This window comes from Aeromonas media, assembly GCF_000819985.1.
GTDB lineage: Bacteria > Pseudomonadota > Gammaproteobacteria > Enterobacterales > Aeromonadaceae > Aeromonas > Aeromonas media.
Window position 1 is genome coordinate 14,313 of record NZ_CDBZ01000016.1, and the last position, 14,511, is coordinate 28,823.

Here is a 14,511-nt window from a genome sequence, read left to right on the forward strand (position 1 = left end):
TGCCGGGCCGACCTGCTGTGCTAAGGTCAGCCTGTCACCCGTTGGAGGAAATCAACCATGGTGCAGTCAGCCAAACATATCGTGATCCTCACCGGCGCCGGCATCTCGGCCGAATCCGGCATCAAGACCTTTCGGGCTTGCGACGGCCTGTGGGAGGAGCACAGGGTGGAAGACGTGGCCACCCCGGAGGGCTACGCCCGGGATCCTGAGCTGGTACAACGCTTTTACAACGCACGGCGCCATCAGTTGCAACGAGTCGAGATCCACCCCAATCCCGCCCATTATGCCCTCGCACGCCTCGAGCGCCTGCTGCCGGGTCGCGTGACCCTGGTCACCCAGAACATCGACAACCTGCACGAGAGCGCCGGCAGCAAGCACCTCATTCACATGCACGGAGAGCTGCTCAAGGCCCGTTGCCCGGTTTCCGGGCAGGTGATCGAGTGGCGCGGGGAGCTCCATCAGGAGGAGCTCTGCTCCTGCTGCCAGTTGCCCCAGCCGTTGCGGCCTCATGTGGTCTGGTTTGGCGAAATGCCGCTCGGACTGGATCGCATCTACTCGGCGCTGGCGCAATGCGATCTCTTCATCTCCATCGGCACCTCGGGAGCCGTCTATCCAGCGGCAGGGTTTGTGCACGAGGCGGGCCTCAACGGTGCTCACACGGTCGAGCTCAACCTGGAGCCGAGCGAGGTTGGCAGCCAGTTTGACGAGAAGCGCTATGGCCCTGCCTCCCTACTGGTGCCGGCTTTCGTGGACGAATTGTTGCAAAGCTGCGGCATACACCAGCCCAAACAGATCGACGGTCATAACTGGATGGAGATGCGTGGACCATAGCCTATTGAGTCACAACATAGTTGCATTGGCTCAATGAAGCCGCCACACTGACCCGTAAAATAGAGGATGCAGCTGGCGCAAGGTATATGGACATTTTCAAGCGTGGGACCGTTTTTCTTCTGCTGGTGCTGACAACGTTCAGCACTCAGGCCACCGCTTCCTCACCTCTGTTGCTGCTGATCCTGCCAGACAAGCGGGAGATCCCTCTGGATGAGGCGACACTGGCCGCCTTGCCGCAGACAGAGTTCGAGACGGCGACCCCCTGGACCGTCGGGGTTCACCGTTATCGTGGCCCGACCCTGAAGGCGATGCTGATGGCTCAGGGGCTCAAGGATGTCACTCAAGTCCGGGTGACCGGCCTCAATGACTATCAACAACAGTTCAATCTTGCCCGGTTTGCCCAGGTGCCGCTGACTCTGGTGCGCTATCAGGATGACAAGCCGTTGACCCGTCGCAACAAGGGGCCAGTCTGGCTGCTGATGCCCTTCTCGGAATATCCTGAACTCGATGTCTCCTCCATCCACAGCTACATGGTGTGGCAACTGGTGCGCATCGAGGTCATCCCGTGACTCGTCGACAGCGCCACAATCTGCTGCTCGCGGCCATCTCTCTGCTGTTTCTCTTCTCTTCCGTCTGGGGGCTGTTGCTGCAGAATCGGCACGAGCAACTGGTCGATATGTTCTATCGCAACACCCACTGGAACATCAGCCAGGTCATGCTGGAATCCCAGCGTTTCCTTTACGATTTGCGCCTCTATCGGGCGGGAGCCCTCGAGATGGAGACCCTGAGCCTGGATTACGATCTGCTGTGGAATCGGCTGGATGTGTTTCTGGTCAGCAGCGAAACTGCCGATGCGCGCACTCGTCATGGATTGGGAAGCGTGTTGGCCAGGTTGTTTGAGGAGGTCAAGGCACTCGAACCCCAGATGCAGGCCGGTAAGCTGCAAGAGGGCGAGGCCCTTGTCCGTTCGCAGGCCCGGATTGCAGCACTGACCCGCCAGGTGGAGCAGATAGGGGATCATATTCTCTCCGGGCAGGAGCGGGAAGCCTCGCTCAATCAACTGCGCCAGAGCCTGTTCTGGATCCAGATCTGGCAATTGATCCTGCTGGTGATGGGAGGCGTGCTGGTGTTTGCCCTGATCCGCACCAATCTGCAGAATCGCCGCCTCTCCCTGCTCGACCCCATGACCCGGCTTGGCAATCGCCGCGCCTTGCAGGGACAGCTCAGACAATCCCTGCAGCGCAATCATGCCCAGGCCCTGGTGGTGCTGGATCTGAAACGGTTCAAGCAGGTCAATGATCTGCTCGGTTACCAGGTCGGCGATCGCCTGCTGCAGGCGGTCTCCGCCCGGCTGCGGCAAGCCTATCCCGGTCGGGCTTACCGGCTGGGGGGGGACGAATTTGCGGTGGTCCTGGCCGGCGAGCAGCCCGGCCTCGAATCCCAGATGGACGCCATGGTGAGCCTGTTGCAGTTCGAGTTCGTGACCCGGGAGAGCAGCTTCGATCTTGCCTGTCGTTTCGGGGTAGCCAGGGCTATGGAAGGGGAGGACGCGGATCAGCTGCTGGAGCAGGCCATACTGGCACTGAATCAGGCCAAGCGGGACAATGCGACCCTGATCTGGTTCCAGCCAGCGATGAAGGCCTCTCTGAGCATGAGTCAGCGTCAGCTGCATCAGTTGCGGGAGTGGTTGGCAGGGACGGCACCCTCGCCGCTGGAGACGATATCACAGACCCTGGAGGATGAGCGGGGGCAGCGGGTGCTGAACATCAGCCTGCGCTGGCGGGTGGGACAGCAGGGGTGCGACATGGACTGGATGCAGGAGCGCGGTGTGCTGGGACAAGTGGTGGCCCGATTGCTGACGGACGCCGAGCACCAGCAGCCGTTGCTGCTGGTGCTCCATCAGCAGTCTCAGCTGGCTCATGTCCTGGCCTACCTGCCCCCCTTGGAAGAGAAAGTGCTCATCCTGGCGCTGCCGACCCTGACGGAGGATGCCGCCCTGCTGGAAAAAGTCAGCCAGCGCGGCTGCGTACTGGCATTGCGTGAGCTGGGCAGTCGCGCCCCCGCACTGTTGCGCGCGGGCTGGCCGGTGCGCTACTGGCTGCCCGACCCCTCGGATCACGATGTCTTGTTGCAGCCCCTGGCGCGGCAATTGGGGCTGTTGCGTCTGGGTCGCCCGGCAGAAGAGCAAGAAGGGGAGACGAGGAGACAGCGGGAGCCCTGTTGACTCGGTGGCGATGAAGGAAAACGACAAGGGCGGCCCGAGGCCGCCCTTGTCGTTTTGAGCAAATCACTGCGGGTGGAGGGCCGCGGGGGGCGGGAAGGGGGCGCAGGAGTCTCTGATCACCAGATCTGGGTCCACGGTGATCATGCGATTATCTATCCGTTCACCGTTGATCCGCGCCAGCAAGCGGGTGACGGCGAGGCGACCCAGCTCCTCTTTCGGTTGATTGACCGTGGTCAGCGGGGGGGACATAAACTCGGCCAGTGCCACGTTGTCATACCCGACGAGGGAGAGATCCCGCGGTATGACGAGCCCGGCTCGATGGGCGGCACTGATGACCCCCATGGCCATCATGTCATTGCAGACGAAGAGGGCGGTGGGGCGTGCAGGCAGGGCAAGCAGGCGGGTCATGGCGGCAAAGCCGCTGGCGCAGTCGAAATCTCCCTCCTGGATCCAGGCCGGATTGATGGCCCGTCCGGCCTCCTGCATGGCCTGCTCGAAGCCAGCCAGGCGCTGGTTGGCTGGGGCGCGGCGGTGGGGGCCGGTGATGCAGCCGATGTCGGTATGACCGAGTGAAAGGAGATGGCGGGTGGCGAGATAGCCGCCGCGATGGGAGTTGTCGGCGATGAGATCCACCTCCTTGCTCTCCATGCCCCAGTCCATCACCACCACCGGCAGGCTCTTGAGCCAGTCGAGCTGGTTGAACACCTCCTGCTGTCCTTCGCTGCACATGATGAGCAGACCGTCGACCCGTTTGCGCAACATCATTTTCAGGTAGGAGAGGGCCGTCTCGGCCTGCCCCTCGGTGTTGCCCAGCATCAGGTTGTAGCCCTGCTCGAAGCAGTAGCGCTCCACCCCGCGCACCACCTCGGCGAAGAAGGGGTTGCTGGAGGTGGTGACCAGCATGCCGATGCTGTTGGTCTCCTTCACCTTGAGGCTGCGGGCCACCAGGCTGGGGGCGTAGTTGAGATCGCGCATGGCACTGAAGACCCGCTCCCGGGTCTCCTCGGCCACGAAACGGGTCTCGTTGATGACGTGAGAGACGGTGGTGGTGGAGACGCCCGCTCGCGCCGCCACCTCCTTGATATTGGCCATCAGTGCCCCTGCGCCGCTTGCGCCAGCAGGAAGGTGTCGACCTCCTGCTTGCTCGGAATGGAGCTTTGGGCGCCGAACCGGGTGACAGAAAGCGCCGCCGCGCCGTGAGCGAAGCGCACCGCGTCATGGAAGTCAGCGCCGGCCAGCTCGGCCGCCAGCAGGGCGCCGTTGAAGGTATCTCCAGCGGCCGTGGTGTCCACCGCCTCGACCCGAAAGCCCGGAATGAGCGCCTGCTGTCGGCCGTTGCTGCAATAAACGCCCTGAGAGCCCAGGGTGATCATCACCTCCCCAATGCCCATCTGGTGGAAGCGGGCGGCCGCCTGTGCCGCACTCGCCTCGTCACTCACCTTGACCCCGGTCAGCAGCTCGGCTTCGGTCTGGTTGGGGGTGATGAGATCCACCAGCGCCAACAGCTCGGCCGAGAGCGGCCGGGCGGGCGCCGGATTGAGCACCACCCGGGTGCCGTGGGTGCGGGCCAGACGGGCAGCCTCGAAGACGCTCTCCAGCGGTACTTCCAGTTGCAGCAGCAGGGTGTGGGCGTCCGCAATCAAGGCTTCGTGGCATTTCACCACGGCAGGAGTGAGGGCGCCGTTGGCCTCGGCGGAGATGCCGATGCTGTTCTCCCCCTCGTCGCTCACATAGATGATGGCGATGCCGGTGGGGAGGTGCTCGTCCTGCGCCACTGCGCTCACGTCGATGCCATCGTTGGCGAAGCCCGCCTTCATCTGGCGGCCGATGGCGTCGTCGCCGATGCGGGCGATAAAGGAGACGGCAGCACCGAGGCGAGCGGCGGCCACCGCCTGATTGGCCCCCTTGCCGCCGGGCACCACCTGATAGCTGTGACCGGTCAGGGTTTCACCCGGGCGAGGAAAGTGGGGAACGCGCAGCACATGGTCTGCATTGACACTGCCCAGAACGACGAGACGATTCATGTTGACTACTCCTGATGCATCTTGGCTTGGACGCTCGGGTTGGAGCACCCAGGCCGGGAGGCATGGTAAGAGAGCGGGGGAGGCGAGCCTCCCCCGTCATGCTTACTTGCTGACGATTTGCAGCGGTACCGGGATGGACTGCTCCACCGGCTGGCCCTTGAGCACCTTGTCGGCGGTTTCCACGCCGATGGCACCGATCAGCGCCGGCTGCTGGGCCACGGTGGCGGCCAGTTTACCCTTGGCCACGGCGGCCTTGCCATCATCGGTGCCATCGAAGCCGACGATCATCACCTCTTTGCCGGCGGCTTGCACGGCGCGGATGGCACCCAGCGCCATCTCGTCGTTCTGGGCGAACACCGCCTGTACGGTCGGGTGGGCCGCCAGCAGGTTCTCCATGACGTTCAGACCCTTGGTGCGATCGAAGTCGGCGGGCTGGGATGCCAGCACCTGCAACTTGTTGGCGGCCACGGCCAGGGCGAAGCCCTCGCCACGGTCACGGGCGGCAGAGGTGCCGGCGATCCCTTCGAGCTGGATCACCTTGGTGCCGGCACCCAGCTTCTCGGTGATGAAGTCACCGGCCAGCTTGCCACCGGCCACGTTGTCGGAGGCGATGTGGGCCTTGACCTCCCCCTGGGCCGCGCCGCGGTCCAGGGTCAGCACCGGGATGTTGGCCTTGTTGGCCAGGCGGATGGCGTTGCCCACCGCTTCTGAGTCGGTCGGGTTGATCAGGATGGCGTTGACCTTGCGCACGGTGAGATCTTCCACGTTGGAGAGCTCCTTGGCCGGGTCATTCTGGGAGTCCAGCACCACCAGCTCGTAACCAAGCTCCTTGGCCTTGGCTTCGGCACCCTCCTTCATGGTGACGAAGAAGGGGTTGTTGAGGGTGGAGACCACCATGGCCAGCGTCTGATCGGCGGCCTGGGCGGTACCCAGCACGGACATGATGGCGGCAGCGAGCAGGGTATTGAGCTTTTTCATCATTTCATTCCTTGTGTGTGCTTACTTGCTTTTGTTATCGATCATCACGGCGAGCAAAATGACGCTGGCCTTGGCGATCATCTGGTAATAGGAGGATACGTCGAGCAGGTTGAGGGCGTTGTTGAGGAAGCCGATGATCAAGGCACCGATCAGGGTACCCATGATGCGGCCCTTGCCGCCCATCAGACTGGTGCCACCCAGCACCACGGCGGCGATGGCATCCAGCTCGTAACCCATGCCGGCAGTCGGCTGGGCCGAGGAGAGGCGGGAGGTGACGATGAGCCCCGCCAGCGCCGACAACATGCCGCACAAACCATAGACCGCGAGCTTGACCCTGGCCACGTTGATGCCGGAGAGGCGGGTGGCCGATTCGTTGCCGCCGAGGGCATAGATGTAGCGACCGAGGCGGGTGTGGTTGAGCAGGTACCAGGCCAGCAGGAAGACGATGGCCATCAGCCAGATGGGCACCGGCAGGCCGAACAGGTAACCGGTCCCCAGCCAGGCGAAGTGATCGGCGCCGTCACTGAAACCGGTGGAGATGGGACGCCCCTCGGTGTAAACCATGGTCACGCCGCGCAGGGCGGTCATGGTGACCAGGGTGGCGATGAAGGCCTGCACCTTGCCCTTGGCGATGATGAGGCCGCTGACGCCGCCGAGCAGGGCACCGGCCCCCAGGGTGAGGGGTACTACCAGCCAGATGGGCAGCTCCATGGCCACCATGGTGGCGGCCAGGGCGCCGCACAGGGCCAGCACAGAGCCGACCGACAGGTCGATGCCGGCGGTGAGGATGACCAGCGTCATGCCGACCGCCATGATGGCGTTGACCGAGGTCTGGCGCAGGATGTTGAGCAGGTTGTCGGCGGTGAAGAAGTTGGGACTCAGGAAGGAGACCACGCCTATCAGCACCAGCAGCGCCACCAGGGATTTGTTCTCGATCCACCAGGCCTTGCTCATGACGCCACGGCGGGGAAGGGTTTGGGTTGTCATTGTGCTGCCTCTTGCTCTGCTTGCCACTGTTTGCCGACTGCCGCCGCCATCAGTTTCTCCTGATTGGCCTCGCGGGTGTTGAACTCTGCGCTGATGCGCCCTTCGTGCATCACCAGGATGCGATCACTCATGCCGAGCACTTCCGGCATCTCGGAGGAGACCAGGATGATGCTCATCCCCTCCTTCTTGAACTGGTTGATGAGCTGATAGATCTCCTTCTTGGCGCCCACGTCGACGCCACGGGTCGGCTCGTCGAGGATCAGCACCTTGGGCCTTGTCAGCAGCCCCTTGGCGATGGCCACCTTCTGCTGGTTGCCGCCGGAGAGGAGTTTGATGAGCTGATCCTGACTCGGTGTCTTGATGTTGAACAGCCGCACATAGTCGCCCACCGCCTGGCGCTCGGCCTGGCCGTCAATCTTGCCGTGGCTGATGAACTCGCCGAGGGCGCAGAGGCTCATGTTTTCGCGCACCGAGAGCTCCAGCACCAGGCCATCCCCCTTGCGATCCTCGGAGATGTAGGCGATGCCGGCGGCCAGACCGTCGGCGGGGGTGCGTGGCACCAGCACCTTGCCATCGACTTCGACCGCGCCACTGCTGATGGGGCTGGCGCCGTAGATGAGCTTCATCAGCTCGGTGCGCCCGGACCCCATCAGGCCACTGAAGCCCAGAATTTCCCCCTGGCGCAGGGAGAAACTCACCCCGTGCACGCCGGGGCCGGCCAGATCCTTCACTTGCAGGCTGACGGGGCCGAGCTCGCGGGCGAGGCGCGGGTATTGCTCCTCCAGCCGGCGACCCACCATCATCTCGATGATCCTGTCTTCGTCGAGCTCGCTCACCGCCTGCTCGCCTATCCATTTGCCATCGCGCAGCACGGTGACCCGGTCGCAGATCTGGAAGATCTCTTTCAGGCGGTGGGAGATGTAGACGATGCCGCAACCCTGCTCGCGCAGCTCGCGGATGACCACGAACAGCTGCTCTGTCTCGGTGTCGGTCAGCGCGTCGGTGGGCTCGTCCATGATGATGACGCTGGCATCGAATGACAGCGCCTTGGCGATCTCCACCATCTGCTGCTCGCCGATGGAGAGATCCCCGAGCCGGGTGTCCGGCCCGTGCTTGACGCCGAGGCGGGCCAGGAGGGTGCTGGCCCGCTCGCGCAGTTGCTTGTGGTCAATGCTGCCAAAGCGGGTGCGCGGCTCGCGGCCGAGGAAGATATTGGCGGCAATCGACAACTCCGGCAGCAGGTTCAGCTCCTGGTGGATGATGCTGATCCCCTGATCCTGGGAGTCGCGCGGTCCCTTGAAGTGGACCGGTTGGCCACGATAGCTGACGCTGCCGGCATCGGCCTGGTAGATGCCGGTCAGTACCTTCATCAGGGTGGACTTGCCAGCGCCATTCTCGCCGAGCAAGGCCATCACCTGACCCGGGTAGACCCGCAGACCCGCTTCGTCGAGAGCGCGCACCCCGGGGAAGGTCTTGACGATCCCGGTGAGCTCAAGAATGGGCGAGGGGGGCGTGTTAACGCTCCCGGTGAGCCCAACAAGGGGGGAGAGGGGGGAGGTTGTGCTCATTTGCAGCTTCCTTGAAGAGGCTTAAAACGCCACACCGGCGCAGAGAATAATATTGGCGTAGGGGGTGACCTCGCCGCTGCGCACGATGGCCTTGCTCTGGTGGGAGCGGGCTTTGAACGCCTCGTGCAGGCAATATTCTACGGCGATGGGTTTGCCCTGGGCCAGGGCGTGAGCCTCGATCTGCGCAACCAGCGCCTGATGGGCATCCGGGCTGATCAATTTTATTTCGCTCGCCATGATCACCTTCTCCACCACCAGATCGGTGAGCAGAGCGCTCAGCACGGTGTCCAGGCTGGGAGTGCCCGCCATCAGTGCCAGATCGATGCGCTCAGGCCCCGCCGCAATGGGCAGGCCTGCATCGCAGACGGTGATTTCGTCGGTGTGACCCATTCGTGCCACCAGAGCACTCAGGGGAGCATTGAGCAGCTTGCCTCGTTTCATACAACACCTCGGCGGCCTGTGACCGCATCGTCAATATTTATCTGGGCAACCGGTTACGCAACCGGTTGCGTCGTTGAGGTGAAAGATAGGCGCTAACCGTTAACGGGTCTAGGAACAGATGACGAAAATGTGAAAACGATCTCAATGAAGTGGCTGACAGCAGGAAAACGGGTGCCAGAAGAGCACCCGTACAACCAGAGGAGGGGATCAGAGAATCAGGGCCTCCTGCACGGCGGGGCGTGCCAGCATGCGTCGGGTATGGGCCGCCACCTTGGGAAACTCGTCGATGGCGACCCCGTCGCTCGCGAGCCAGCTGGCCACCACGAACAGGTAGATATCGGCCAGGCTGAAACGTTCCCCCAATACCCAGGGACCGGCCAGATAGTGGTGCTCTATCTCGGCGAAACCGTCGCGCATGTTTTGCGGCATCCTGGCCTTCATGGCAGCGATGGCGTGTTCGTCATCCGCCCAGCGGCTACCGCGACGGCCATGGGCATGGGCGACGTGCACCGTCGAGGCGAGGAAGCTATGCACCTCCTGCATTCTGGCCAGCAGGAAGGGGTCATCCAGGGGCGCCAGCCCGGCATCCGGGAAGCGCTGGGCCACGTACAGCAGCAAGGCCGGGGTTTCGGTCAGTACGCCGCACTCGGTCACCAGGGCCGGCACCCGCCCCTTGGGGTTGATGGCAAGATAGGCGGGGGTGCGTTGCTCCCCGGCGGCGAGATCGAGGCGCTTGATCCGGTGCGGGGCACCGGCTTCCACCAGGGCGATACGCACCGCCATGGCACAGGTACCGGGGGCGAGATAGAGCGTCAGTTCGGACATTGCAGCTTTCCTTGTGTAGGTTATCCGGGATGGACTGCGCGAGAGTGCGAGTCTGTCGAGTCTTGGTCATCCATCCTACGCCCATGCCGGGCCAGGGCCAAGCCAGGCGACCGGGGGGCTGACAGCGGGCAGGGCGAGCGCACCCATGTCAGTGAAATCAATGGCTTTCTGAACGGAAGATAACAGGAAAAACGACTACGCATGCCCGGTCAAACCGCTATAATGTGCCACCTTGGAACAGTCGTTTTTGAATGTTGGATAGTCAATTGAGTAATAGAATGCGGATCGGTGGAACCCTCGAACAGTCCCTCAGCCAGGGATACCGTCTGGACCTGCAAGGGGTGTTGAAAGAGGCCTGGCAACAGACTCGCCGCACCGGTTTCGGTCTGGCGCTGGCCATCGCCGGGGTCATGGCAATCTGGATCCTGCTGAGCAACACCCTGCTGGCCCCCTATGTCAGCCAGGAAGGGGGTGACATGGACATGGCCCTGATATTGAGCCTGCTCATCACCGTCATCATGTCCCCCATGACCTCTTCCCTCGACATGCTGGGACTGCAGCAGTCGGTGGGCGTGCGGGCCCGCCCTAACCAGGTGTTCGACTTCTTCCGTCACTTTCTGCGTCTGGGCTCCCTGAGCCTGCTCGGCAGCCTCATCACCAGCCTGTTTGGTCCCCTGTTCGAGCTGCTGGGGCTGCCGGTAATGCTGGCTTTTGTTCCTTCTGCCCTGGTGGGCATGGGGCTGGTGTTCACCGTGCCCCTGGTGCTGGAGCGCGGCCTGTCGCCGGCCCAGGCCATCCTGGTCTCCCTCAAGTTGTTCGCCCGTGGCTGGCCCAGCATAGTGCTGCTGCATGGCGTCATGCTGGCGCTGTTCTTCCTGGCCCTCATTCCCATGGGCATAGGCCTCATCTGGGTGGCCCCCCTCTATTTCAACCTCAAGGGGATCCTCTATCGGGATCTGTGCGGGGTTGCCGTGGAGGTGACCGAAGTGGCGGACAATGCCGCCTCCGGGCAGGGGCCCGATCATTTCAACGCGTGATGCAAAAGGATGGCATATGAAGCTGGTTCGACATGGCATGGCGGCAAGTCTGCTGATAGTGCCGGCGCTGTGCGTGGCGGCGCCCTCGCTGGATCTGCAATACAGCACCTTCTACAGCCAGATGAAGACCTTTGCCAAGGGCGAGTTTGGTGATGCCAGGCTGGGGTTTTATCTGACCGATCCGCAAAGTGGCCAGCGCTGCGGGCTCGTCTCGGCAAGGGTCTCGACCCTGGATCGGGATGTTGCCGCCGAGGTGACTATCGACAGCGAGCTGCGTCTGCCCTATGACGACGATCTCAATCTCGACAAGGCGACCGTGGTGGTGACGCTGACCGAACCACATGCCACCTGTGACATGTCGGTGCAGGTGATGGCCGATGCGCCCCCAGCGTCGGATAGCCAGGGGTTCAGGGTGAGCGAGGTGGTGACACGCCAGCAGGAGATGCAGTCGCTGCTGGACAAGCTGGCAGGCATGGTGGGCAAGTACTTCCTGCCGGAGATGGCGGGGGTGCGGGTGACCCTGGTGCAGCCGAGCGGCACCGCCTACCTCATCGATGGAGCCCGTCAGCAACCACTCCCCTGGCAGGATGGCCAGCTGCTGCTTCGCAATGAGCAACTCGCCGATTTCGCGGCGGGCAGGTTGCAGCTTGCGGGAGAGATACTGCGACTGACCCCCTGGTTGCACAAGGGCTGAAAAAGCCGGGTGAAAGACAGATAAAGAAAAGGAGCGCATGGCGCTCCTTTTTCGTGGTGGCTGGCAGGGCGCTCAGCGCACCTCGATCACATCCAGCACGTCCATCTCGTCGATGTTGAGCAGGGGCGCGGTCGGCAGCTCGGGGGGATCGAATGCCTTGTCGCCGCCGTCGATGATGCCGGAGTCGCGGTTGATGCTCTTGAAGTCAAACAGCTTGTGATCGAGCAGGTGGCTCGGGATCACGTCCTGAATGGCGGTGAACATGGTCTCTATCCGGCCGGGGAATCGGCGATCCCAGTCCTGCATCATCTGCTTGATGGCCTTGCGCTGCAGGTTCTCCTGCGAGCCGCACAGGTTACACGGGATGATGGGGAAGGCCTTGACCTCCGCATAGCGCACCAGATCCTTCTCCTTGCAGTAGGCCAGGGGGCGGATCACCACGTTCTTGCCATCGTCGCTCACCAGCTTGGGGGGCATGGACTTGAGCTTGCCGCCGTAGAACATGTTGAGGAACAGGGTCTCGAGGATGTCATCCCTGTGGTGGCCGAGGGCAATCTTGGTGCAACCCAGCTCTTGGGCGGTGCGGTAGAGAATGCCGCGGCGCAGGCGGGAGCAGAGGGCGCAGGTGGTCTTGCCTTCCGGCACCTTGTCCTTGACGATGGAGTAGGTGTCTTCCTCGACGATCTTGAAGTCGACGCCGAGGGTGGCCAGGTATTCCGGCAGCACGTGTTCGGGGAAGCCGGGTTGCTTCTGATCCAGGTTGACGGCCACGAGATCGAAATGGATGGGGGCGCTGGCCTTCAGGCTCATCAGGATGTCGAGCATGGCGAAGCTGTCTTTGCCGCCAGACAGGCACACCATGATCTTGTCACCCTCTTCAATCATGTTGAAGTCGGCGATGGCCTGACCCACGTTGCGCCGCAGGCGTTTCTGCAGCTTGTTGAAACTGTATTTCTCTTTGGCGTTAAGCTCTTCTAGCATGGCCTCAAACCCGGGACAAAAATAAGCGGCTTATTATAGCCATGTCCCGGGGGAGGGCAAGAAACGCTTATGCAGGATGACGCTTGTCATCCACCGGGCAGCTGTAATCGTCCGGTTTGAGGATCAGGATGTCGCAGTCGAGCCGATCGACCACATGCTCTGCCGTGTTGCCGAGCAGGGCGGCGGAGAGGCCGGTACGGCCGACGCAACCCATGATCATCAAAGTGGCCTTGAGCTCGTCCGCCATGTCAGGCAGCACCTCCTCCGGTAATCCTTCCGCCACCTTGGTCCACATGTGATTGATGCCGAAGTGATCGGCATGTTCTCGCAGCAGATCTTCGTGATGCTTGCGGATGGCATCGTTGTAAGCGTTGGGATCGAACTCGGGCAGCTCGATGGCCACATTCACCGGTGTGCCGGGGTAGGTGTTGACCAGATAGAGGTTGGATCCAAGCAGATCGGCGATGGCGACGCCTTCGCGGGTGATGCGCTCATTGAGGACTTTCTGCTCCAGGTCATCGCTCGAGCAGTTGATGGCGGCGATGATGTTGCCGCCCCGCTGCCAGTGACCCTCTTTGACCAGCAGGACGGGACAGGGGCACTTGCGCAGCAGGTGCCAGTCGGTCGGGGTGAAGATGAAGGTTTGCAGGAAGGAATGCTTGTGGGTCGCCTTGACCACCAGATCGTGGCGATGCTCCAGCACTTCCTGGATAACACACTCGAAGGGACGATTGTGCCACAACACCTTGATCTCGCACTCCAGGCCTCTGGCGCGATAGGGTTGGAGTATCTCGTCCAGCCACTCCCGACGCTGGGCAATGACGCCGTGGCGCATCTCTTCCCGCTCATCCACCGACAGCATGGCTGTCATCTCGTACGAGAAATCGTAAATCGTCAGGAGCAGGGTCAGCTGGGCACCCTCGTCCAGCTCGGCGACCTTGACCGCGCGCTCGAGCGCGATCTGGCGCTCCTCCTCCGGGTTGATCACCACCAGAATATTTCGGTACTTGACCATGTTCTCCTCCTTGGCAAAAACGCCAATGATGGCAACTCTTTAGCCATTACAGCTTAGCCCAAGGGGGGAGACGGGAAGGTGTGCCGGATCAAATTTCAGGGTGAACCGATCCGGCAATACAGTGGGAAAGGGCGTGATCAGCCGCAGGGAGGGCGAGTGGCACCGGCCATGACGCCGAGGGCCACGTGATCCAGCACGGTAATGTATTTGCCCTTGACACTGATGAGGCCGGACTTCTGGAAACGACCGAGCAGACGGCTGATGGTCTCGACGGTGAGGCCGAGATAGTTGCCGATGTCGCCACGGGTCATGGAGAGACGGAACTCCTTGGCGGAGAAGCCGCGCTCGGAGAAACGTACCGACAGGTTGTGCAGGAAGGCGGCGAGGCGCTCTTCCGCATTCTTCTTGGAGAGCAGCAAGATCATCTCCTGATCCCCCATGATCTCGTTGCTCATCAGTCGCATGATCTGCTGGCGAAGCTTGGGCATCTTGCCGGAGAGATCGTCGAGTACATCGAACGGGATCTCGCACACCATGGCGGTTTCCAACGCCTGGGCGAAGGAGGGGTGCGCCTGCTTGTGGATGGCATCGAAACCGACCAGATCCCCTGCAAGGTGGAAGGCGGTGATCTGCTCATCGCCCTGCTCGGTGATGGTGTATGACTTGATGGTCCCGGAGCGGATGGCGTAGAGCGATTTCAGTTCATCGCCAGCCTTGAACAGTTCCTCACCCTTCTGGAACGGCTTCTTGCGCTCGATGATGCTGTCCAACTGATCGAGCTCACTGTCGTTCAGGGTGAAGGGGATGCAGAGCTGGCTGATGCTGCAATCCTGGCAATGAATTGCACAGCCACCGCTCTGAACACGTCTGCCAGGTTTCTTGTCCGGGATCATAGGCTCATATGAA

The 14,511-nt window shown here is 62.2% G+C and carries 15 protein-coding genes; 5 read left to right on the forward strand and 10 right to left on the reverse strand.

Going from position 1 to position 14,511, the window contains the following annotated elements:
• Positions 1-57: 57 nt before the first annotated feature.
• The 3 genes from cobB to BN1127_RS01520 all read left to right on the forward strand — a co-directional run bounded on the left by cobB (position 58) and on the right by BN1127_RS01520 (position 3,055).
• On the forward strand, positions 58-831 hold the full coding sequence (gene cobB / locus BN1127_RS01510) for a Sir2 family NAD+-dependent deacetylase (protein ID WP_042648230.1): 774 nt from the start codon (positions 58-60) through the stop codon (positions 829-831).
• An 86-nt stretch (positions 832-917) separates the two neighbouring features.
• Positions 918-1,400, forward strand: a complete 483-nt coding sequence (locus tag BN1127_RS01515) for a putative pterin-binding protein (RefSeq protein WP_042648231.1) — start codon at positions 918-920, stop codon at positions 1,398-1,400.
• On the forward strand, positions 1,397-3,055 hold the full coding sequence (locus BN1127_RS01520) for a GGDEF domain-containing protein (protein ID WP_042648232.1): 1,659 nt from the start codon (positions 1,397-1,399) through the stop codon (positions 3,053-3,055). Before BN1127_RS01515 ends, BN1127_RS01520 begins: the two co-directional genes overlap by 4 nt.
• 63 nt (positions 3,056-3,118) lie before the next feature.
• Here the strand turns inward: BN1127_RS01520 and BN1127_RS01525 are convergent, their stop codons facing one another.
• From BN1127_RS01525 to BN1127_RS01555, 7 genes are all read right to left on the reverse strand, one after another.
• Entirely contained in the window at positions 3,119-4,147 is a 1,029-nt protein-coding gene (locus BN1127_RS01525; RefSeq protein ID WP_042648233.1) for a substrate-binding domain-containing protein, read from the reverse strand.
• On the reverse strand, positions 4,147-5,079 hold the full coding sequence (gene rbsK, locus BN1127_RS01530) for a ribokinase (RefSeq protein WP_042648234.1): 933 nt from the start codon (positions 5,077-5,079) through the stop codon (positions 4,147-4,149). Before rbsK ends, BN1127_RS01525 begins: the two co-directional genes overlap by 1 nt.
• A 102-nt stretch (positions 5,080-5,181) precedes the next feature.
• The gene (rbsB, locus tag BN1127_RS01535; RefSeq protein WP_041205808.1) at positions 5,182-6,057 is read right to left on the reverse strand and encodes a ribose ABC transporter substrate-binding protein RbsB; all 876 of its coding nucleotides are present in this window, start codon (positions 6,055-6,057) and stop codon (positions 5,182-5,184) included.
• Positions 6,058-6,078: 21 nt separating this feature from the next.
• The gene (gene rbsC, locus BN1127_RS01540) at positions 6,079-7,044 is read right to left on the reverse strand and encodes a ribose ABC transporter permease (RefSeq protein ID WP_025327024.1); all 966 of its coding nucleotides are present in this window, start codon (positions 7,042-7,044) and stop codon (positions 6,079-6,081) included.
• The gene (rbsA, locus tag BN1127_RS01545; RefSeq protein ID WP_042648235.1) at positions 7,041-8,612 is read right to left on the reverse strand and encodes a ribose ABC transporter ATP-binding protein RbsA; all 1,572 of its coding nucleotides are present in this window, start codon (positions 8,610-8,612) and stop codon (positions 7,041-7,043) included. Before rbsA ends, rbsC begins: the two co-directional genes overlap by 4 nt.
• 21 nt (positions 8,613-8,633) lie before the next feature.
• Positions 8,634-9,053 carry a D-ribose pyranase gene (rbsD, locus tag BN1127_RS01550; RefSeq protein ID WP_042648236.1) on the reverse strand — a complete coding sequence of 140 codons (420 nt, stop codon included), beginning with the start codon at positions 9,051-9,053 and terminating at the stop codon, positions 8,634-8,636.
• A gap of 207 nt (positions 9,054-9,260) precedes the next feature.
• Entirely contained in the window at positions 9,261-9,878 is a 618-nt protein-coding gene (locus tag BN1127_RS01555; RefSeq protein ID WP_042648237.1) for a glutathione S-transferase family protein, read from the reverse strand.
• A 278-nt stretch (positions 9,879-10,156) separates the two neighbouring features.
• On the opposite strand from BN1127_RS01555, the gene BN1127_RS01560 reads away from it, so the two are divergent.
• Together BN1127_RS01560 and BN1127_RS01565 are read left to right on the forward strand one after the other, a co-directional pair.
• Positions 10,157-10,915: a DUF2189 domain-containing protein gene (locus tag BN1127_RS01560; RefSeq protein ID WP_042648238.1), complete on the forward strand. Its 759-nt coding sequence runs from the start codon at positions 10,157-10,159 to the stop codon at positions 10,913-10,915.
• Positions 10,916-10,931: 16 nt separating this feature from the next.
• Positions 10,932-11,609 (forward strand): DUF2987 domain-containing protein, encoded by a 678-nt coding sequence (locus BN1127_RS01565; protein ID WP_042648239.1) that lies wholly within the window; start codon positions 10,932-10,934, stop codon positions 11,607-11,609.
• Between the two features lie 72 nt (positions 11,610-11,681).
• Here BN1127_RS01565 and ttcA read toward each other — a convergent pair whose 3' ends face one another.
• The 3 genes from ttcA to BN1127_RS01580 form a co-directional block, all read right to left on the reverse strand.
• On the reverse strand, positions 11,682-12,590 hold the full coding sequence (ttcA, locus tag BN1127_RS01570; RefSeq protein WP_042648240.1) for a tRNA 2-thiocytidine(32) synthetase TtcA: 909 nt from the start codon (positions 12,588-12,590) through the stop codon (positions 11,682-11,684).
• A gap of 67 nt (positions 12,591-12,657) precedes the next feature.
• Positions 12,658-13,605, reverse strand: a complete 948-nt coding sequence (gene uspE, locus BN1127_RS01575; RefSeq protein WP_042648241.1) for a universal stress protein UspE — start codon at positions 13,603-13,605, stop codon at positions 12,658-12,660.
• A gap of 137 nt (positions 13,606-13,742) precedes the next feature.
• On the reverse strand, positions 13,743-14,498 hold the full coding sequence (locus BN1127_RS01580) for an FNR family transcription factor (RefSeq protein ID WP_005329643.1): 756 nt from the start codon (positions 14,496-14,498) through the stop codon (positions 13,743-13,745).
• Positions 14,499-14,511: the final 13 nt, after the last annotated feature.

Coding starts and splice junctions, on each gene's coding strand:
- cobB (WP_042648230.1), top strand. CDS start 58: ATGGTGCAGTCAGCCAAACATATCGTGATCCTCACCGGCGCCGGCATC.
- BN1127_RS01515 (WP_042648231.1), top strand. CDS start 918: ATGGACATTTTCAAGCGTGGGACCGTTTTTCTTCTGCTGGTGCTGACA.
- BN1127_RS01525 (WP_042648233.1), bottom strand. CDS start 4,147: ATGGCCAATATCAAGGAGGTGGCGGCGCGAGCGGGCGTCTCCACCACC.
- rbsK (WP_042648234.1), bottom strand. CDS start 5,079: ATGAATCGTCTCGTCGTTCTGGGCAGTGTCAATGCAGACCATGTGCTG.
- rbsB (WP_041205808.1), bottom strand. CDS start 6,057: ATGAAAAAGCTCAATACCCTGCTCGCTGCCGCCATCATGTCCGTGCTG.
- rbsC (WP_025327024.1), bottom strand. CDS start 7,044: ATGACAACCCAAACCCTTCCCCGCCGTGGCGTCATGAGCAAGGCCTGG.
- rbsA (WP_042648235.1), bottom strand. CDS start 8,612: ATGAGCACAACCTCCCCCCTCTCCCCCCTTGTTGGGCTCACCGGGAGC.
- rbsD (WP_042648236.1), bottom strand. CDS start 9,053: ATGAAACGAGGCAAGCTGCTCAATGCTCCCCTGAGTGCTCTGGTGGCA.
- BN1127_RS01555 (WP_042648237.1), bottom strand. CDS start 9,878: ATGTCCGAACTGACGCTCTATCTCGCCCCCGGTACCTGTGCCATGGCG.
- BN1127_RS01560 (WP_042648238.1), top strand. CDS start 10,157: ATGCGGATCGGTGGAACCCTCGAACAGTCCCTCAGCCAGGGATACCGT.
- BN1127_RS01565 (WP_042648239.1), top strand. CDS start 10,932: ATGAAGCTGGTTCGACATGGCATGGCGGCAAGTCTGCTGATAGTGCCG.
- ttcA (WP_042648240.1), bottom strand. CDS start 12,590: ATGCTAGAAGAGCTTAACGCCAAAGAGAAATACAGTTTCAACAAGCTG.
- uspE (WP_042648241.1), bottom strand. CDS start 13,605: ATGGTCAAGTACCGAAATATTCTGGTGGTGATCAACCCGGAGGAGGAG.
- BN1127_RS01580 (WP_005329643.1), bottom strand. CDS start 14,498: ATGATCCCGGACAAGAAACCTGGCAGACGTGTTCAGAGCGGTGGCTGT.